The sequence below is a fragment of the Thalassoroseus sp. genome, assembly GCF_984380535.1.
In genome coordinates this window covers 576,969-596,898 of record NZ_CFHRBF010000001.1, presented here as the reverse complement: position 1 = coordinate 596,898, position 19,930 = coordinate 576,969, and the positions used below count along the sequence as shown (strand labels likewise).

Here is a 19,930-nt window from a genome sequence, read left to right as displayed (position 1 = left end):
GAACGATTTGAACGTTTTTCGCCGGCAAGAGACGTTCATCGAATCCAGTTTTCCCCCACCCTGATTGAAGGTCACACTGATGAGCCAATCCCGAATGCTGCCCCAAGCTATTGCTGCCCTCGCGATCGCGTTTACCGCGATGACCGTCCACGCGGAAGAGAAAAGTGACATTGTTGACACGGCTGTTGGAGCCGGTCAGTTTAAGACACTCGCTGCAGCACTGAAGGCGGCAGATTTGGTCGATGCATTGAAAGCCGACGGACCGTTTACGGTCTTCGCACCAACCGACGCTGCTTTCGACAAGTTGCCAGCAGGCACAGTTGAGACGCTGCTGAAACCAGAGAACAAAGACAAACTCACCGCGATTCTTACTTATCACGTCGTTAAAGGCAAAATCGATTCCGAAGCCGCTTTGGAAGCCGGCAAAGCGAAAACGCTGAACGGCAAAATGGTGCGGATTCGTGAAAACAAAGGCACAGCTATGGTCAACAAAGCCAAGCTTGTGAAGACCGACATCATGGCAAGCAATGGCATCATCCACGTCATTGACACCGTCTTGTTGCCGCCGGAAAAGAAAGCAGCCAAATAAATCCTTGATCGGACAAAGCTAAAAAAGAAGTCGGCGACACATTCAGACATGTCGCCGACTTCTTTTCTTATTTAGATTGCGAACCAACTTTTTATTTTTCGATCCGGAACAAGTGCGTTTCCGTGCGTATGAAGAGTGCGTTGTCTACGACGGCTGGTGACGCCATGAATCCAGACTTCATTTCGTTTTGAGCAACTTCCACATACTCAGTGCCTGGTTTGATCACGGTGGCGACACCTTCTTGACTCCACAAGTAGATATGGCCATCGGCAAATAGCGGAGAGGCCGAGTACTGGCCACCGAGTCGGTGTCGATAATGTTCCTCGCCGGTTTTGGCGTCCACGCAGGTCCAAATCCCGGCATCGGACAACAAGTAAAGTTCATCGCCGATCAACAGCAACGACGGCTTCTTCGGGATTTGTCGGCCTGATGTCCAGACCACATGCGATTCACTGACATCACCTTGGCCATCATACCGGACCGCCAACAATTTTGACTGCATAAAACTCGTCACAATGTAAGCCATTCCGTGGCCGATAACAGGACGTGGCACCGTCGAAAACCCGAGACCACCATAACTGATTCGCCAAATCTCGTGGCCACTCGCGGGGTCGTAACCGTAAACCCAATCGGCTCCGGGGGAAATCAAAATCGATTTGCCGTCGACCTCGACGACATGAGGAGTGGCATACGCTTTCTGAAATTCGGGACGATCGTTGAGCTTTCCAGAACGTGGCGTGTTCCACACGATTTTCCCGGTTCGTTTATCGAGAGCCGCGACGAACTGACGGTCGATCCCATCGTATTGGGCGATGAGCAAATCGTTCCAGACGATCGGGGATGCTCCGGGACCATTTTGGTGGTCAACCGTTAGTGTGCGTTGTTCCCAAATTTTCTCGCCGGTTTTCGAATCGAGACACGCGGTGCCATAGGTTCCGAAGTGGCAAAATACACGCTCGCCTTCCACGACGGGCGTGGGTGACGCGTAACTGTTGAGCGAATGAATCGGTTGTGGGTCGGCAACCTGGAAAACTTCGACGTCTTGCAGAATCTCGCCGCTCTCAGCGTCAATGCAAATCGCCCGCAACGATAACGACCCGACCAGTTCCAGGCCGTTGGGGTTCTTGACTTTTGCTAACCGGGCTTTTTTCTCTTCCTCGGAAAGGGTCTCGGTAACGGCGGTTGTCAACCACACGCGACCATCTTCGATCACCGGGGAGGAATGCCCATCACCAGGAATCGCGGTCTTCCAGGCGACGTTTTCGGTTTCGCTCCACTGGGTGGGAAGATTCGTCGCATCAGCATGGCCATTCCCCTCGGGACCACGAAATTGCGGCCAACTCTCGCCGGCAAATGCAAGCGAATTCACCAAGCACAGCAGACATAGCAAACTCAAGCGAACAGGATTCAAGACAGCACCTCGGAGAGAGTTGGTGAGTGAACAAGGCCAGATACGTAACTTACCACGCCGACTTGGAGAGCAACAACCGATCGAGTCAATTCGGAGAATCGATACAACCGTTCGTGATGGAAAAACCGTTGTCGTGCTTGCAAAGCGTCAGAAGCGAGCGGCAATGACGTTGCCACGGTTTGCGGTCGATCTTGAGGATATCTATTAGACTCCGGGAGTTTCAATGTGCGGTATTGTGGGGATCGTTGCCAAGCCTGGTCGTGAGCCACAAGTCTCGGCGGACATCCTGCGAAAAATGAGCGACGCGATTGCACATCGCGGTCCCGATGGCAGCGGCGAATTTCGTCGGGCTGAGGTGGTGTTTGCTCACCGATTATTGGCCATCCGCGACCCGGAACATGGTCGGCAACCGTGGATCAGTGCAGACGGTCGCTGCGTACTCACGTACAACGGCGAAATCTACAACGACGCGGACTTGCGGACGGAGCTTGCGGCATGCGGCCATCGGTTCCAAACGCGGTGCGACACCGAAGTCGTCATGGCGGCGTATCGTGAGTGGGGGACGGAGTGCGTTCGTCGTTTGCATGGAATGTTCGCGTTCGCCCTCTACGACTTTGATCAGCACGAATTGTTGTTGGCACGCGACCGGTTTGGCGTGAAGCCTCTCGTGTGGTGTGAAGCGGAAGAGTGTATTGCATTCGCGAGTGAACCGGGGGCGTTGCTGGCGTGGCCGGCCGTGTCACGACAGCCCGATTGGGCGGTGATCAGTCAACACCTGACAACGTTCCGCACCACTCTCGGTGAGCGAACGGTGTACACCGACATTCGACAACTACCACCCGCACACTTCGCCGTGCACAACACGAGCACGTTCCGAATGACAAGCTATTGGGACTATCCGAACGCCACATCTCCGTCGCAAACGGATTCGTTTGAGGCGGAATTCGATTCCGCGGTTTCCCGGCGTCTTGTCAGTGATGTTCCCGTGGGACTGTTTCTGAGTGGTGGTGTCGATTCGAGTTCGATCGGCGCGAAAGCTTCGGACTATCTCCAACCGGGTACGCCGAGTTTTTGCGTCACTGGTTCTCAAGTGGACAACGAACCGACCGACTCCCATTTTGCCCGCCGGTGTGCAACTCATTTGCGAACCGACCATTCCACGATCACGCTGGATGCCGAGTCCTACTGGACTCGGTGGCAGGAGATGATTCATCGGCTACGCGTGCCACTCTCGACGCCGAATGATGTCCTGATTTACGAGATGGCATCGACCGCGAAACGGTCGGTCAGTGTTGTCCTTGGTGGCGAAGGCGCCGACGAGCTATTGGGGGGATACGCTGCCGTGCAGTGGTCGGGATTCGATTTTGATCGAAGTCGGCAATTTGCCGAAGACCGCTTTATGGGTTCATCGGCAGCCCGGCGGATTGCAGAAGTTAGTCTGCAGCGAACATACGGTCGGACTCGGTTCGAATCGCCAACCGACCATTTTCTCACATCAAACAGCTTGATTCCCCTGCCCGTCAAGCCGCATCTCCTCACGCCTGAAGTCTGGGAGAAGGCCGAGCACGATCAACCATTGCTCGCGGCATACGGGGCCGCCCTCGACGGACCACCCGAACGATCGACAAGCGAGCGTTACGCGCGGTTGCTGCATCGGATCAATCTCGAAGGATTGCTGGGACGGTTAGACCAAGCCACGATGTTGGCCGGATTAGAAGCCCGGGTTCCGTTTACCGATCACCGCTTTGTCGAATTCGCGAGTGGTCTTCCAACGCAGGAAAAACTCCGAATTTCGTCGACGGAATCCGCACCGTTTCTGTCGGCAACGGAACTCGCGACACGCGGGGCATTGGAGTCGAAAGTCGCACTGAGAAGTTTCGCCCGGGAACGACTACCAGCAAAATTGGCGGAGCGACCGAAAGCGAGTTTCCCGACCCCGGTCGCCAAGTGGATCGCCAACGAGTGGCGAGAGCGAATTCAGATCCGTCTCGCGACCAGTCCGTTTATTCACTCCGTCTTTCAGCCGGAAGCGGTGCAGGAACTCTCGGCGAACCCCAGCGCTGCTGGCATGTGGCTGTGGCCGATTCTCAATCTGAGTTTCTGGGGCGACGAATTTCTCAACTGACTACGGCAGTTCTCGGATTCGCAGATTCCGAAATTCGATCGGAGAACCTTCGGATTCGAGACACAAGAATCCTTGAGCAGGTTGACAGTCGGCTCCGCCGGAGACTTCCTCCCCATTGACCCACAATCGAACTTCGCCGTTAATCGCACGTACGTAATAGTGATTCCACTCGCCCACGCCCTTGCTCAGTTCCTTGGAGGGAAAGCTGCGGGAACCGTTCGGTGAAATTGGTGGGAATGGTTTCATCTTCGATGTCCCCACGGGGAACACATCACCGTGACAGGTGAACCAATCCGAATCTTTCCCGGTCCGCTCTTTGTACTGCTCGGCATAGCCGAGATCGAGCACTTGCACCTCAATGCCACCGCGTGGCAAAGTTCCTCGTTTGAGGCCATCGAACACGGTCGGCGGAGCCCAGAGGAAAACACCGGAGTTCCCGGCTTTCTTCAGATGTCGCCACTCGACGACCAATTCGAGATTCTTGTATTCCTTCTTGGTCCGCGTCACTCCGACCGGTTGTCCGGTACAACGAATGATGCCATCGCTTTCATCCCAGGTGTCGGGGTCGCAGTTTGCGTTGACGAAATCGTCGAGTGTCAACGTTTTCCAACCCGGCCCGGTAGCGATTTGAAATGGGGCTGGCGTGGCGTCTTCCGCGAACGCCGCCGACGTAACGAACGCAAGACACAGTAATCCGAAACAACGCATCGAGTTCATCCCAGTTTGCGAGTAATTCAATTGGAACCGCTCTAGGGTGTGGTTCCCATCAACGATTGTCAATTGAACAACGCCGTTCGATGCGGAAAGGCCGCGACTAGAGTAAGTTGCTAGCCAGTTCAGCAAGTTGGGATCGTTCACCTTTTTCCAAAGTGATATGGGCGTAAAGTGGCTGCCCGACCATCCGGTTGATGAGGTATGTCAAACCGTTCGAGAGCGAATCGAGATAAGGGTGGTCAATCTGCTGAATGTCGCCGGTGAGTACAATTTTCGTACCCTCGCCGGCTCGCGTGATGATGGTTTTGATTTCGTGCGGCGTCAGATTCTGAGCTTCGTCGATGATGAAATAAATCCGCTGCAAACTCCGTCCACGAATGTAAGCCAACGGAGTGATTTCGAGTTTCTTCGACTCGAGCAACTCCGGAATTCGCTTAGCGTCGTCGCTGTCACCAAGTTCATGACGGATGACGGTCAGGTTGTCGAACAAGGGTTGCATGTACGGATCAAGTTTGGCGGACACGTCACCGGGCAGAAACCCGATGTCCCGGTTCGATAGCGGAACCACCGGGCGTGCGAGCAGAATCTGCCGGTATTCCTTTCGGCATTCCAAGGCCGCTGCGAGTGCTAATAACGTCTTGCCGCAACCGGCTTTTCCCGCGAGTGTGACGAGTTTCACGTCGGGATCCGTTAGTGCATTCAATGCAAAAGACTGCTCCGCATTTCTCGCTTTGATGCCGTAGGCTCGGTTCGCGATTACTCGGGTAAACGTCAAGTCAGGGGAACTATAGCGGGCGAGCACACTCTTCGAGTGATTTTTCAGAATGAAGTTTTCATTCGCCACTGGATTCATCACCTGAGTTAAATCCGTCGCGGACACTCGCCCTTCCAGCCGATAAAACGCATCGACGACATCCGCTGGCATATCGTTCACGGTGCGTTTGCCGGTGTAGAGCTTGTCAAAGCTTTCGATTTTATCGGTCTCGTAATCTTGAGCGACCAAACCCAACGCTTTGGCCTTCATGCGAAGATTTGTGTCTTTCGAGACCATGACCGTACGACGGGGATATTCCTGCTGCGCAACCGTCAGGCCGGTACTTAGAATTCGATGGTCGGGGCTGTCTTGGAGAAAAGCGGTCTGAACCTGTTCGGTGAGTTTGGCGCCAAAGACAACGCGAATTCGCCCGCGTCCTTCTCCCAAGGGGGCACCCCGTTTCGAGAGCACATCGCCGCTGAGTGCGTCCAACTTTCGCAACGCTTCTCGCGCATGAAAGTTGATGTCTTCGTTGCCTTTCTTGAACCGATCCAGCTCTTCCAAAACGGTAATGGGAATTGCGATATCGTGTTCTTGAAAATTGAAAATGCAGCTGGAGTCGTGCAGCAGCACATTGGTATCAAGCACAAAGACCTTGCGTGCGAGGTCGGGTTCCGAGTCCATCTTTGAAACTCCGCGAGAAAGCTGCGGTCTCCATTGGCGTTGATGCCGCAAATGCAGCGTAGTTCGGGCTGCAAGTCCCGGTCAAGCGTTGCTGTGAAGGCAATGGAGACTTTTCCACCGACAAGCAAACGGGGGCGTTTCACAAGGAGAGAAGGGTACACTTGCTAAGTAGATCTACCAATGTGAATTTTTGCACGAATCTTGATGAATCGGCGTTGTCGAATCCAAGAGGCGATTGTATAAACGAACGGGTGGTATTAATTGGGACGGGTTACATATCCAACTCGACCACCCTTTGCCGCAGTTTGACTGCTTCCACAAGTTGGACTGCTATGAAGGCAGTCCATGCAGTTTTTCCGTGTTGAGAACGGGAACGGGGCATGAGCGCTCGAGAAATCTCAGTGTCACCGGAGAGACCGGCGGCCGAAGAAAGTCTGTACGACGAAGCCTGGCAGGAAGCTCTTCGCCATAAGTGGATCGAAAGTCAGAAGCGTGGCTGCGATCTCGGTGAAAATGCGATTGACGACTGGTACGATCGGTATTGGTCTGCATACTGCCGATTCAAACGAATCGAACACCTGGAAGGTCTTCGGTGTTGGCGTGAGTTTGGCTCCGAGGACTTTGGGAATCTCTACTCTTTAATTGTTCAGGGCGATTTACTGGCGGACCGGATTCTCGATCGTTATTTTGCTGGTTACGAGAATCTCGATATCATCAACTGGGCGCTGGATTGGGGTCTTTCTCTCAGCGATGTCGTCGGGATTCTTGTGCAAATCGACATGAATCGCGCACGATTGTACCGCAGTTGATTTCTCGGTTGCGAATCCGAGGAACGAGATCTCTGGATGATGCCCGAAGAATCCGCTGAAACGACGCTTGTCTTGGCGAGCCGAAACCCGAAAAAGAGTCGGGAAATTTCCGCGTTGCTCGCTCCGTTTGGACTGGAAGTGGTCGGGGTCGATCAGTTTCCGCATGTGCCCGAGGTCGACGAAGACCGCGACACATTTACTGGGAACGCGCAGAAAAAGGCCGTCGAAGTTGCCAAAGTCGTGCGACGGTGGACCATTGCTGAAGACAGCGGGTTATGTGTCGACGCCCTGAACGGTGACCCCGGCGTGTATTCCGCGCGGTATGCGATCGAGGATCGACCCGATCATGCCGAGTCCGTCGACCGTCAGATGCAAGACGACCTCAACAACGCGAAACTCATTCGTGAACTCGCGAATGTTCCGCCCGAGCAGCGGACCGCTGGGTATGTTTGCCATGTGTCGGTTGCTGATCCCGATGGTGTCGTGCGGTTGGATGTGGAATGCTCGTGCCGCGGACGGATCATCGACGAACCACAGGGCAACAACGGATTCGGCTACGATCCATACTTCTTAATCCCCGAATATCACCGCACGTTCGGAGAACTCAGTGCGCTCGTCAAAAATTGCCTGTCTCACCGTTCGCGAGCGATGCAACGTCTGATCCCACAGTTAGTTGCGTTACTGTGTACTGATCGAACTTCGTAAGGTCCGCTATGCGGACCATGTGAAATGGCTAGCAGTCCGCGTCACGGATGCTCTCACACATTTCTTCCTTGCTGAAAATTTTCTCAGAATTTGCTTGATTGCTGTGCTACTTCGATAGTACAGTGATTGGCATGATGTTTTTACGAATCGATCCTCAGAACGGTTTGCCAATTTTCGAGCAGATTGCTCGGCAATTGAAGTATGCGATTGCGTCGGGGGTGCTGCCGGAACCGGGTCGCGTGCCGTCGATTCGGGAACTCGCCAAGCGAGCGGCCGTCAATCCGAACACCGTCGCCCGTGCCTATCGGGAGTTGCAAGCCGAAGGTGTGCTGGGAACGCTGCGGGGTGAGGGCTTGTTCGTCACCGAGCAAGCCCAAGCATATTGCCAAGAGGACCGGCGGCGTTTGATTGGCGAACGCCTCCGCCAGACGCTTCGCGAAGCCGTCGAAAGTGGTCTTCGGACCGACGAACTGCGCCGATTGTTGGACGAGGAATTCCAGGCGGCTCAGGCCGACGCGCAAAACTCCACACCGTCCGCTACGTCAGCGGAAGGAGACAGCGAATGACGACGATGTTCCGCTTCACTGATATTACCAAAAGTTATGGCTCCCAAGTCGCGCTCGAAAGCTTTTCGCTCTCAGGTCATGAGGGCCAAGTTGTGGCGTTGCTTGGTGAAAACGGAGCCGGCAAAACCACAGCGATCAAGATTCTGCTCGGGCTCATTCAGCCGGATCGCGGGCACTCGTCCGTGATGAAGATGAACAGTCAGATTCACGGCCGTGAGATTCGCCGCGTTGTCGGTTATGTCCCGGATCAGCCGGCATTGTATGACTGGATGACGGTCATGGAGATCGGGTGGTTCACTTCGGGTTTGTACGCTCCGGGTTTCTTCGATGCCTATACGGCGTTGGTGAAACAGTACCAACTGCCGGAGGATCGCCCGCTCAAACAGCTTTCGAAAGGGATGCGAGCGAAAGTCTCGTTGGCCTTGTCGTTGGCTCATGAACCGGAAGTTCTCATTCTCGATGAGCCGACGTCCGGCTTGGATGCGGTCGTCCGTCGCGAGTTTTTAGAGAGCATGGTCGATGTGGCGGCGACGGGACGTACCGTGTTCTTGTGCAGTCATCAAATCCCGGAAGTCGAACGGGTCGCAGACACTGTGGCGGTCTTGCGGGGCGGCCGATTGGTCTTGTCCGAAGACTTGGCGAAACTCAAGTCGGAGACATGGATGATCACCGCGGCCGCGAACGTGGATTCGCCGGTACGCTGGCCGATCGATCTTCGAATTCTCAGTGCAAGACACGAAGGCCATCAGCGGGAATGGATGGTTCGCGGTGATCGCAAGCAGATCGAACTTTTCCGCGAGCAGAATCCTCAGTTTACGAATCTCCGAACCGATTCGCCGAACTTAGAAGAGATTTTCGTTCGAGTGATGCAGCCGAATTCGCAGAATGGTCAGACGACGTCAACCGATTGGTCAGATCCTGCTGCATGGGAACGCAGAACCGAGGAGGCCACTCCGTGAACGAGTCCGCATTAGCGCTCCGTCTGATCTGGAAAGAGTTCCGCACGCAAACGTCGTTCTTCGTTTCCGTCGGTATCTCTAGCGTTCTGTTTCAAGGTCTATTTCGCGTTCTTTCGACACACACTGAGACGAGCGATTGGGCGATGATTTGCATCGCGCTGGTCATGCCTTGCTTGTATGCAGTCGGTGCGGCGGGAACAGCTTTCGCGGGAGAACGAGAAGAAGGGACCGATCGATTCCTGCGACTTCGGGGCGTGCCCTATTTGCCGTTTTGGACGAGCAAGTTCGTGTTCCTTGCGGGCACGATGCTGTTAATGAGCGGAGTGCTTTGGCTCTCCGCCGGCATGTTGGGAACCGATGACGTCGCTGAGATTTTCTACCGATACTTGCCACGTGGATTGTGTCTGTCGATTCAGCTGTTGGCCTGGGGCATCTTGATGTCCATGCTGTCATCGACCGCACTGTTCGCGGTGGTGTGCGCGGTCGTGGCATTCATCGTGACGGTCACGATTGTCACGATGGCGTCACCGGAAGAATTCTCGCCGATTCATTACTTCATCACCGTCGCATTGTTGGCAATCGACATTGCGGTGACCGACTACTGGTTACGGACCGAACCAGGACGGATCACCGGTTGGTGGCAACGAATTCGGGCGTCGCGACCGCGAGTGGATCATCGTCGACAATGGCGGTGGCGATTCAAAGAAGCAGCCACACCTGCAAGACGAATGTGGCAAAGATTGTGCTGGCTTGAGCGACAAGAATCGCGGTTTTTGTTCGGCGTGATCGTCTTGCAATGTTTGCTGACGATGGGGTCGGTCTTAACGACTCGCGATTCCTTCGGATTTGTATGTGGTGGAATGTTGTTCCTTTTGTTCTACACGCCGTTCCATAGTGGACTGCGGGTATTCCGTGCTGAGCAACAACAGTCAAGATTCCGATTTTTCCACGATCGCGGCGTCTCACCCAGTTGGCTTTGGTTTAGCAAGCAAACGGTCTGGATGACAAAGACCATTATCACGACCGCCCTGCTCTACTTCGCGACTTGGTTGGTGTTGTCGGCGAATCGACAAACCGATCATATTCCCGCCGAACTATGGACGAGTCCGAATTTCCCAGGCGGCATAGTGATTGCAACGCTCCTCGCCTACGGCATCGGTCAACTTTGTTCGCTGCTGTTCGCGCGGGCGGTGATTGCGTGGTTTATGGGATTGGTCTTTGCGGGCATTGTCGTGATGTGGTGGCATGAAGTCGCGTTCCTGCAGGGCTCGCTATTTTTCGTCTTGGCAATCTGGCTGTGGACTCTGATCGTCAGCTATGTCTGCATCGGTGATTGGCTCAGCGAACGACACGGCGGCGTAGCGCGGATTCGTCTGGCGGGTGCCGTCCTGATTCCTGCAGTGTTGTTGTCGACTGCATGGGCGGTAAGCCGCGTGCAAAGTATTCCCGCAAGTTCGACGGCCCGCCTCGAGCAGGTCTGGCACGCGACCGGGGACTCGAACGGTGGCGGCATCGAAGCCGCGTTACAGTCTGCCCATGAAAAACTGCTGGGGCATGAGAATCGTTCGGCGTTTCAACAAGTTGGATCACTCGATGGTGCCCCGCCGATGTGGTCGGACCTGACGATGGAGCAGCAGAATTTTGTAATCGACAACGAAAACGTTGTTCGAGACTTAGTTTCCGCCGCGAATCAGGTTAGTACCGCTGGAACTTCCCAGCTGACCAACGGTTACTTGGACACGATTCGAACTTTGCTGTGTTGCGATGCCCGTCGATTGGAAGCCGATGGCGAATTAAAGGCTGCTTTGGAACGTTATTTGGCGGTTCTAAAAATCGCTCGGCTACGGGCGCAAGGACAAATGTGGTGGAAATGGCGTGAGCTCAACCTTCACCAGATGCTCTTGATGCGTTGGTTACCAGGTTGGGTAAACGCGGATCGACAAAACTCGGCATCCGTCGGTCGCGGTCTCAATAGTCTGACCGAGGAGTGGGAACGATTCCCCAGTGCCTCGACAGCGCTGAATAACACCTTGCTCGTGCAATGGCATGAGCTGCAGGACCAAACACAACTTCGAAATTGGCCAGTGGCTCAGGTTCCCAAACGGTACAGTCGGAATCCGTTCTTGGGCGATGTGCGTGGGCAAGTCTACATGCTGATGCCGTTCGAAGTTGCTCGAGCCGAGCGGATCTTTCTGCGTCGCACTGCTAGCCTATTTGAGCAACTTCAACGGGAGAAGAAGTGGATTGAGTTTGCTGCCGGTGCGGGAGATTCTTTATTGGCGTTGGACTTCGAAGCGAGCCCGACTGTCATCGTGGGTGATGATACCGTTCATGAATGGCTGGAATCTTCTCCGCTAGCAGACGACCTTGCGGTGCCAAAGCATAGGGATGTTCTCAACCATGTGACAAATCGTGAAATGGTCTACCGGATGTCGGTGATCGCAATTTGGCTCACCGACAAAGCTCGCGAGACCGGCCGGTATCCTGACACGCTCACCGAAGTAGCGTACAAATTATCGACCACCATGACACCTAGTGATCCGTGGACGTCAGAGGACTTTCTGTACTATCCGCAGGGAATTCTGAAAGACTCGTTGATGCGTCACAATCGTCTTTGGAACGACTATAGTGATCCCCCACTGATCACGAGTCGTGGGTTTCGCCTCCCCTCGGAAACCCGGCGAACGTCCTCTGGCAGCTTTGACATGAATCAGTTGGAAGGCGATGTCGTAAACGTTCATGTTCCCTTGTGGCCGACGTATGAAGCCCCGAATGCAATCACGTTGCCGCCGGTGGCGTCCGGCGCGGGTTCGCTCTAAAATCGAAGCTGGAATTGGCTTCGAAATAGAGCGATCGGCAGAACCATGATTTGGACCCAACATGAAATTCGACTTCCCGCGTTTCGGCGGGGATGTCATATCGTGACCCGGCAAGTTGTTGATGGTTGTCCAGAGATAGCGGACGTGGGCGTCGGTTTGTTGCACGTGTTTATTCTGCACACCTCGGCTTCGCTATCGATCAACGAAAACGCTGACCCAGACGTGCCGATCGATCTAGAACGCTCTCTCAGCGCAATCGCACCTGAAGACTTTCCATATCGTCACACCTGCGAAGGTCCCGACGATATGCCAGCGCATGTGAAGGCCACTTTGACGGGGTGCAGTCTCAGTATTCCCGTCCGCGACGGGCGTTTGTGCCTGGGAACTTGGCAGGGGATTTATCTCTGCGAACATCGCAACCATGCCGGCTCACGGCGGCTGGTACTGACGTTACAAGGTAACAGCCGAGTAACGAATGATTGACATCGCCTTTTCAGTCATCACAATAGACTTGCCCGTAGGCGCTGCGGCACAACCATAATGAGTTCGGTGGATTCTGACTTTCAAAGTTGACTCGGACTCACTTTGCCGACGGATCGAGAAAGGAAAATGTGATGGCATTGAGGACTCACAATTACTTGAGCGTGTATTCGGCCGCTTTGATTCTGATCTCCCTGTGTGTTCTCCATCGTCCATCATTGGCTGCTCCCCCGGAAATTGTCGTCCATGATCCGTTTGAGGACGACACATATTTGCCGCCTGATCTCGAGGGTGACCCAACCCGTGGCATCTCGCAACTTGATGATGGAAGTTCGCACCGTCACCGCCCAGTCCGACTGAACGCTCGCCCGATTGTCTCCAGGTTCGACGTGGCCTTGTCGAAACCACGACGAGTGTTGATCGACCCAGATGGTTCGATGTTGGTCGCCGACTGGGGGGCCGATGTCGTTATGAAGATCACGCCGACAGGTGAAGCCAGCGTATTCGTCAGTAACTTGCATGAACCTGCCGGACTCGCCCGCGACTCTGCGGGAAATCTGTATGTGGCCAACCATGCCTCGGGAATCGCCGGGCAAGGAACGGTTGTCAAAGTCTCTCCCGGCGGAATGCCGATTTTGTTCGCCGACGGGCTGACTGGCCCAACCGGGTTGGCATTCGACCCGCAAGGCACCTTGTACGTGGCCGACTTCCAAGGGGATCGTATCGTTCGCATCACTCCCGATGGGGACGCCCAAACGTTCGTCGACGAACTCCCGACACCGGCCGCAATCGCTTTCGACCAAAATGGCTACCTTTACACCATTAGTTCGACGGAAGGCACCGTTTATCGGTTCGACCCGATGGGGAATCGGTTCATTGTGTTCCAAGGACTCTCCGTGCCGTCCGATTTGACGTTTGATCCGCAGGGGCATCTCATTGTAACCAACTATGGCGGAACCGAACTGACCTACGTCGATACGATGGGCTCGGGCCGAATTTTTGCAACGGTCCCCAAGGGCACCATCAGTTTGAGTTTTGACACCGACGGCAACTTGGTGTTCGTGAACTGGGATTTTCAATCGTTGATGAAAATCACGATGAATTTACGAATTCCCTGTCCACATTGCGGGCAGACGATTCCCTTGCGGTTGCGACCGACCCCCAAGAAGAGTCCGCAACCGAAACCTAGCGGACCAGTCATCTAAATCCGCAATGCCACGTTTCACGATTTCGCACCATGATCATCCCGACGAGCATTGGGATTTCTTTCTGGAGCACGGCGGAGAACTGCTCACATGGCGTCTGGCACAGCCGATGAGCAATCGCGACACAATCGTTGCCAGGAAACTGCCGAATCACCGGTCAGTCTATTTAGACTACTCCGGCCCGTTGAGCGGCAATCGCGGTACCGTGACACGGGTCATGACCGGCCAATTCGAATGGCGGGTCGGCGATCCGGATGCCGGCATCATTGAGATTCTATTGAGCAGCGACGTCATCAACGGAGTCTGTGTCCTGAGGCACATCGACGCTGACGATTGGGAATGTCACTTTCAGACGATGTCATCTTCGTCGGACTCTTGAGTCGACGAGTCAGTTTCGCCGATCAATGACACCGGGGGGAACTTGGCTGGCAACTTTCGGTGGAGTGGCCAAACCACCGATAATTTCGACGGCCCCATCGAGCACTTGAATCGATTCCAGCCGAATTGGTCGACGCGGATTACTGCCGAAATCAATGATGGCGACATCGTTCCCGTTGGACTGTCGCCATTCCACATCGAAACCTGCTTCTTCAATTTCCTGGGTCAGTTCGTGCAGTGTTTCCTCGAGCGGAATCGGAATGAGCCCAGCACGAATCTGTTCGACTTCAAGGGCTAAACGGAAGTCTTCAGTCACCCACGGACGCACGAAAACACTCGCGATGCCGTCCCACGCCTTGTACTTCATTCGAAAACCGACTTGTATGACGTCGGTCTGAATCAAGACTCGCGGATCGCGAATGCCGTCCGGGATGAGTTTGGCGTATTCCGGTCGACGAAGTTCTTCCACGACCCAACTATTGACCTGCGACTGTTGAAAGGTCGCAGTCCATCGGTCGCTGTGATTGATGTCGTTCACCAAACCGGTTGTCGCCTGGACCAGTTCTTTGGCTTCCTGCTGGCGAACCTCCGGGTCTTTCGAAACCGAGGATGCGGCCTGGGTGTAGAACTCCGGGACTTGCCATAACGCCCAGAAGACCGCTGCACTCGCCCCGCCCGCAAGCAGGACAAACGACACGCCGAATACTAGCCATTTTTTGCGTGTCATCACGGTTTCCTTCCCTCGGGGAAGAGCGATTGGAAAACTCTCCGAACAGGGGTTCGCAAGCGATTTCGCGAGCCAAGAGAGCTGTTGACGTCGTGATAATCGTAGGTTTCATAGCGAATAGGGTCAAGATGAGGATTCCGCGGGTCCGGTGACATCCGGGGCACGAATACCCGGAATCAATTCGCTGAACGCGACAAAGCGACCGAATCGCGATCTGGTTTGGAAAACCCGGATTCCTCAACCGGAATTTGCCGGACAACGACCGAACAACCAATTAAACTGAGAATACACCTAGGCCCATTCCCGGAAAGTTGTGCATCGCCATGCGTCGATTTCTATACCCTTTACTGTTTGCCATCACCGTGAGTTCGGTATCGCTGCCCAGTGTGCAAGCTCAACCGGGCGGTCGACAACCTCTCCTTCCCACGCCGCGAATTCTCAACCGCTATGGTTTGGAATTGGCATGGTGGAATCGGGCCGTGCTCGATCCCGCCCGAGATGAAGTTGCTCATCTGACCGCTGACGAAGAAATCGTCTTTGTTCAGTCCACCGCCGGTACCGTGACCGCATTCGATGCCGACAATGGCATCAAACTGTGGGCTATTCAACTGGGTTATCGCGACGCTCCAAGTTATCCGATCACGACCAATGCAAAGTTGGCGTTGGTGACAACGGGCTCTTACATTTTCGCCGTCGAAAAGTGGAAAGGGAATCTCCTATGGCAGATTCGCTTGCCCAGCCAACCGTCCACAAGCCCGACCGTTGACGAACGTCGCATGTTCATCGGCATGCTCGATGGCACCATGTACGCCTACAACCTCAAGAAGATCAAAGACCTGTTCGAAGACGCCAAACTGCCGGAATGGTCGTATCAGACGATCGAATGGAACTTCCGTACCGATGGTGCCGTCGCGACTCCCGGGATACCAATCGAACCGGCGTTGTTTTTCGCCAGTGAAGATCGTTCGCTATATGCCATCACCACGAACGACCGCGCGTTGAAATTCCAATTGGAAACAGACGCCACGATCACGGCTCGATTGGCTCACGCGAATGGTTTGCTGTATTTGGCCTCAGAAGACTTCAACGTCTACGCAGTGGATGAAGTGACCGGGCAAATTCGTTGGCGGTTCGTCGCAGGTTTGCCGATCCGCAAACCACCAATCGCCATCAAGAACGACTTGTTTATTGCTCCCGAACGGGCGGGCGTTTACTTGCTCGATGGCGTAACCGGGCGTCAACGTACCAACGGCTATTGGCCCCGTCTCGACAAGTTCGTCACCGCCACCGAGAACCTCTACATGCTGACCGACCGCACGGGGAATATTGTCCTCGTCAATCGGGAGACACTCGGCGTGGAGGGCGTTTTGCCGCTGAATCGTTACGACAACATCATCTACAACGAAAAGACCGATCGCCTGATCATGGCGACAAGTCGTGGGCTGGTTGCGGTCATCAAGGAAATTGGATCCGAGTTTCCGACCTACTACCAATCGCCAGAAAAACAACCAATTCTGCCGCCGTTGGCTCCGGAAACCGAACCAGAACCGGAAGCCGAAATCGATGCCGGAAACTGACGAAACTCACGGTTAGAGCTCACCATTGAGAACCCGCTCGATGAATTCGTAGGCTTGCTCTCGAATCTCGGGCGGGAAATCGTGCTGACAATCGGGATACACAATGCGGAATCGATCCGGCTGCTCGTACCGTTCGAAGACAGCTCGAATCTTTGGTTCCGCTTTTTTCACGCCGCGGTAGTCGAAGTTGGAATCACCGATCGGAGAGCTAGAGAAGAATCCGTTCGGGGCGAGAGCGGCACAAAGTTCGTAGAAATCGAACGGCACGCGATCCGGGTTCAGATCATACTCGGTTTTCAAAGCCGGCATATATCTGTCGCTCGTCCAGCCGGCAATCTTTCCGCCATAGTAATCATGGAACGGCGTCCAACCGCAACTCGACACCACCGCCTTCAACCGTCGGTCGAACATTCCCACGAAAATCGCGTTGTGTCCACCCAGCGAGTGACCGATCACGGCGAGCTTTTCCGCATCGACTTCCGGTCGCGCGACCAGTAAATCGACTCCGCGGATGTGATTGACGATGCCCTTCAGAGTTCCCGACTTATAGCCATCAGCCGTGAAGTCGTACCCCTCGAGATCGCCGAACGGAGGATAATCGGGGGCTAGCACCACATGTCCACGGCTGGCAAGTTCGGCGGCGTATTGTCGATTCGGACGGTTGGCTTCGCCGGCGACGATCAGTTTCCCCGCGTTCCCGGTCGGGTGAAGTGCCAAGATGCCGCTGCGTTTTTCGTTCGACGGAATATTCTTCGGCACATAGAGATGAGCAGTGACGCGGCCGCTTTCATCCGCAACGTACGAAATCGTTTGCCGTGTGAAGTCGTCGGTCTCCACACTCGACAGGACTTTGACATCCAGCGGCGGGAGTTTCGAAAGGTCCGGCAGCGGCCCGGTTACTTTCTGAAATTCTGCGAGTACGTCTTTTCGACGCGATTCCCAATCTGCACGATTTCGAATCGCTTGCGGTTCGCCGTTCGGTCCGCGATACCACGACAGATCGGAATGTGACGCCATCGGTGTTTCCGCAATACCGACGCGAATTCCGCAGACAAGAATGAACGTAACCGCAACGTGTGCCACACGCATGGCATCGGACCCTTCGAACATGTGTGAAGTCTGAACGCTAGGAATCGATCTTCGGGATCGATTCTAAAGAATTGTCGTTTCCGAACAACTCTCGCGAGAACCTCACAGTTCGATAGGCCAAACGCTTCAAGAAGCGACTTTGAGTTGCAGTTCTTCGGCGTTGAGCGAAACCAAAGTGATGCCGACCTTATTCGCGAGATCGATCACCTTCGCTTCGTCGAGTAGGATCGTACGACCTGACTCGATGGCGAGAACACGAGCCCCGGCTTCACGCATGGTTTGAATCGTTTGCACGCCGACGGTGGGCACGTCGAACCGCATGTCTTGCTGCGGTTTCGCGACCTTGACGACGGTAAACTTGCCGCGTTTGCAAAGCTGACCGGAGCGGCGGATGCATTGATCCGTCCCTTCGATCGCTTCCACGGCGATCACGGCTTGGTCGCTGACGGTCACGGTTTGACCGACGTCCAGCCGTCCCATTTCCTTGGCCAGTTCCCAGCCGAATTTGATGTCCCGCCATTGGGCCGGCGTGGGTTTACGTTGGGTAAGAAATCCGTGCTTCACGAGCAGCTCCGGGCAGTATTCCAGGGCTGAATCAAAATGAATGCCGTCACGTGCGAATTCGCGAATGACGGCTAACAACAGTGTATCATCTCGACGATCTTTGACTGCGTAGTTGAAAATCATGTGCAGCGTTCGCCAATCGGGCAGATGACGCAAGATGCGAAATCGGGCCAACAGCGTTGTCTTCTCGACCTTTCCCGCCATCACCACGCGGTCGACACCAGCTCGTTTAAACAGCCGGATCGCTTTGCCGATCCGACCCAACGGAGCGGTGACAAAGTCGTCGCAGATTTCCCCGAGTTCATCAGGAGCCATCCCGACAACACCAACTGCAAACACCGACAACCCTTGTCGCCGAGCCGCTTCCGCGAACGATATCGGAAATCGACCCCCACCTGCGAGCAAGCCCACGCGTGGAGGTTTGCGGGAATGTTGTTTGCCGCGAATTGGGATCGTGCCGTCCATGATTGATTTCAACTTATTCGCATTGGCATCTTGCCAGTACGTTGTTCAAACAAAGTTCAAATGCGAGCAACGTCAATCGACTCACTAAGCCGCTTCGCGAGTTTCGGGTGTTTCCCGCTGGGATTCGAGTTCGGCTTCAAGTTTTCGAACCTGCTTGACTAACCCACGAAGCGTTTCTCGCATTTCCGGCAATTTCTTGGAGGCCATCATGACCTTAAAAGATTGATCGGCTTTCATCGCCGGATGCCCGATCCAAGTTTCCCCTGCTGGAATATTTTTATTGATTGCGGCACGAGCCCCCACGACGACGCCATCGCCAAGTTGCACATGGTCTGCCACACCAACCTGGCCTGCCAACACGACGTATTCCCCCGTCGTGACCGATCCTGCCATGCCTACTTGTGAGACGATGAGGTTATGTCGACCAATTTCGCAGTTGTGCCCAATTTGAACGAGGTTGTCGATTTTGGTTCCGGCACCGATGACAGTTTCGCCAATCATCGCCCGGTCGATTGCAGTATTGGCTCCGATTTCCACATCGTCTTCGATGCGAACGCAACCGAAATGCGGTACTTTGACGTGTTTGCCGTTCACCTGCCGATAACCGTAGCCGTCACATCCAATGACGACTCCCGCGTGAATCAGAACGCGATTTCCGATTTGCGTGTCCGGATAGCACACGACGTTCGCGTCGAGAACGCAGTCGTCACCGATCTGAGTTCCTGCACTGATGACAACGCCCGGATGAATTTCGCAGCGTTCACCAACGACAACGTCATCGCCGATGGTGACACCAGGATGGACATCGGTTTCTTTGCCAATTCGAGCAGAAGCGGCAATGTTCGCTTGGGGAGAAACACCGATCTGGCGACGTTCGCGTGCCGGACGCAGCATCGTCAGCACGACAGTCATCGCGGTCTTCGCATTCTCCACGAAGAGTTTTGGGATGGTGATCCCCGCAAGACGCGGGGAATCTGCCAGGGAGGCCGTCAAAATGACGGCACCGGCTTGGGAATCGTGAAGCCGATTGAGATTCGCTTCGTCGGCGACGAATGTGATTTCAGTCGGCTGAGCCTTGTCGATCGCCTGAGCACCGGCAATTTCTAAATCGCCATCGCCAACGAGTCTCGCGGAGAGCTTCTCGGCCAATGTCGTAAGACGAACGGATGCCATTCTGGAGTCCCTTCCGGAGTGGTCAATTGTTGGCAATCGTAGATTCACGGGTGGAGGACACCCGGTGGATTCGAGAACTTCTAGCGAAAATCGAAATCTGTCGCAAGAGCGGATCAGTCAGGCAAGAGCACGAAAAC

At 54.7% G+C, this 19,930-nt stretch carries 19 protein-coding genes; 12 read left to right on the top strand and 7 right to left on the bottom strand.

Going from position 1 to position 19,930, the window contains the following annotated elements; genetic code table 11:
- Positions 1-79 precede the first annotated feature (79 nt).
- Positions 80-589: a fasciclin domain-containing protein gene (locus tag AC5DDB_RS02245; protein WP_491738038.1), complete on the top strand. Its 510-nt coding sequence runs from the start codon at positions 80-82 to the stop codon at positions 587-589.
- Positions 590-680: 91 nt separating this feature from the next.
- Here AC5DDB_RS02245 and AC5DDB_RS02240 read toward each other — a convergent pair whose 3' ends face one another.
- A complete protein-coding gene (locus AC5DDB_RS02240) occupies positions 681-2,000 on the bottom strand; it encodes an outer membrane protein assembly factor BamB family protein (protein ID WP_491738037.1) in 1,320 nt (439 codons plus the stop codon).
- A 22-nt stretch (positions 2,001-2,022) separates the two neighbouring features.
- On the opposite strand from AC5DDB_RS02240, the gene AC5DDB_RS02235 reads away from it, so the two are divergent.
- Entirely contained in the window at positions 2,023-2,208 is a 186-nt protein-coding gene (locus tag AC5DDB_RS02235; RefSeq protein ID WP_491738036.1) for a hypothetical protein, read from the top strand.
- A gap of 15 nt (positions 2,209-2,223) precedes the next feature.
- Positions 2,224-4,125 carry an asparagine synthase (glutamine-hydrolyzing) gene (gene asnB / locus AC5DDB_RS02230; protein WP_491738035.1) on the top strand — a complete coding sequence of 634 codons (1,902 nt, stop codon included), beginning with the start codon at positions 2,224-2,226 and terminating at the stop codon, positions 4,123-4,125.
- Here the strand turns inward: asnB and AC5DDB_RS02225 are convergent, their stop codons facing one another.
- Positions 4,126-4,833, bottom strand: coding sequence for a 3-keto-disaccharide hydrolase (locus AC5DDB_RS02225; protein ID WP_491738034.1), 708 nt, complete (start codon positions 4,831-4,833; stop codon positions 4,126-4,128).
- 106 nt (positions 4,834-4,939) lie between these two features.
- Positions 4,940-6,277 (bottom strand): PhoH family protein, encoded by a 1,338-nt coding sequence (locus AC5DDB_RS02220; RefSeq protein WP_491738033.1) that lies wholly within the window; start codon positions 6,275-6,277, stop codon positions 4,940-4,942.
- Positions 6,278-6,657: 380 nt separating this feature from the next.
- Between AC5DDB_RS02220 and AC5DDB_RS02215 the strand changes: the two genes are divergently transcribed.
- From AC5DDB_RS02215 to AC5DDB_RS02180, 8 genes are all read left to right on the top strand, one after another.
- Positions 6,658-7,086 carry a hypothetical protein gene (locus AC5DDB_RS02215; RefSeq protein ID WP_491738032.1) on the top strand — a complete coding sequence of 143 codons (429 nt, stop codon included), beginning with the start codon at positions 6,658-6,660 and terminating at the stop codon, positions 7,084-7,086.
- A 36-nt stretch (positions 7,087-7,122) separates the two neighbouring features.
- A complete protein-coding gene (gene rdgB, locus AC5DDB_RS02210; RefSeq protein WP_491738031.1) occupies positions 7,123-7,791 on the top strand; it encodes an RdgB/HAM1 family non-canonical purine NTP pyrophosphatase in 669 nt (222 codons plus the stop codon).
- A 131-nt stretch (positions 7,792-7,922) separates the two neighbouring features.
- Positions 7,923-8,357: a GntR family transcriptional regulator gene (locus AC5DDB_RS02205; protein ID WP_491738030.1), complete on the top strand. Its 435-nt coding sequence runs from the start codon at positions 7,923-7,925 to the stop codon at positions 8,355-8,357.
- Positions 8,354-9,316 carry an ABC transporter ATP-binding protein gene (locus AC5DDB_RS02200; protein WP_491738029.1) on the top strand — a complete coding sequence of 321 codons (963 nt, stop codon included), beginning with the start codon at positions 8,354-8,356 and terminating at the stop codon, positions 9,314-9,316. Before AC5DDB_RS02205 ends, AC5DDB_RS02200 begins: the two co-directional genes overlap by 4 nt.
- On the top strand, positions 9,313-12,135 hold the full coding sequence (locus AC5DDB_RS02195; protein WP_491738028.1) for a hypothetical protein: 2,823 nt from the start codon (positions 9,313-9,315) through the stop codon (positions 12,133-12,135). The genes AC5DDB_RS02200 and AC5DDB_RS02195 overlap by 4 nt, the downstream gene beginning before the upstream one ends.
- A gap of 45 nt (positions 12,136-12,180) precedes the next feature.
- Positions 12,181-12,618 carry a secondary thiamine-phosphate synthase enzyme YjbQ gene (locus tag AC5DDB_RS02190; RefSeq protein ID WP_491738027.1) on the top strand — a complete coding sequence of 146 codons (438 nt, stop codon included), beginning with the start codon at positions 12,181-12,183 and terminating at the stop codon, positions 12,616-12,618.
- A 131-nt stretch (positions 12,619-12,749) separates the two neighbouring features.
- Complete coding sequence (locus tag AC5DDB_RS02185) at positions 12,750-13,820, top strand: NHL repeat-containing protein (protein WP_491738026.1); 1,071 nt, start codon at positions 12,750-12,752, stop codon at positions 13,818-13,820.
- A gap of 7 nt (positions 13,821-13,827) precedes the next feature.
- Positions 13,828-14,199 (top strand): DNA polymerase ligase N-terminal domain-containing protein, encoded by a 372-nt coding sequence (locus AC5DDB_RS02180; protein ID WP_491738025.1) that lies wholly within the window; start codon positions 13,828-13,830, stop codon positions 14,197-14,199.
- 9 nt (positions 14,200-14,208) lie between these two features.
- On the opposite strand, the gene AC5DDB_RS02175 is transcribed toward AC5DDB_RS02180, so the two are convergent.
- Complete coding sequence (locus tag AC5DDB_RS02175; RefSeq protein WP_491738024.1) at positions 14,209-14,925, bottom strand: hypothetical protein; 717 nt, start codon at positions 14,923-14,925, stop codon at positions 14,209-14,211.
- A gap of 323 nt (positions 14,926-15,248) precedes the next feature.
- Between AC5DDB_RS02175 and AC5DDB_RS02170 the strand changes: the two genes are divergently transcribed.
- Positions 15,249-16,502 (top strand): outer membrane protein assembly factor BamB family protein, encoded by a 1,254-nt coding sequence (locus tag AC5DDB_RS02170; RefSeq protein WP_491738023.1) that lies wholly within the window; start codon positions 15,249-15,251, stop codon positions 16,500-16,502.
- A 12-nt stretch (positions 16,503-16,514) separates the two neighbouring features.
- On the opposite strand, the gene AC5DDB_RS02165 is transcribed toward AC5DDB_RS02170, so the two are convergent.
- The 3 genes from AC5DDB_RS02165 to lpxD all read right to left on the bottom strand — a co-directional run bounded on the left by AC5DDB_RS02165 (position 16,515) and on the right by lpxD (position 19,793).
- On the bottom strand, positions 16,515-17,612 hold the full coding sequence (locus AC5DDB_RS02165; RefSeq protein ID WP_491738022.1) for a dienelactone hydrolase family protein: 1,098 nt from the start codon (positions 17,610-17,612) through the stop codon (positions 16,515-16,517).
- A gap of 105 nt (positions 17,613-17,717) precedes the next feature.
- Positions 17,718-18,620 carry an LpxI family protein gene (locus tag AC5DDB_RS02160; RefSeq protein ID WP_491738021.1) on the bottom strand — a complete coding sequence of 301 codons (903 nt, stop codon included), beginning with the start codon at positions 18,618-18,620 and terminating at the stop codon, positions 17,718-17,720.
- Between the two features lie 84 nt (positions 18,621-18,704).
- Entirely contained in the window at positions 18,705-19,793 is a 1,089-nt protein-coding gene (gene lpxD, locus AC5DDB_RS02155; protein WP_491738020.1) for a UDP-3-O-(3-hydroxymyristoyl)glucosamine N-acyltransferase, read from the bottom strand.
- Between the last annotated feature and the right edge of the window lie 137 nt (positions 19,794-19,930).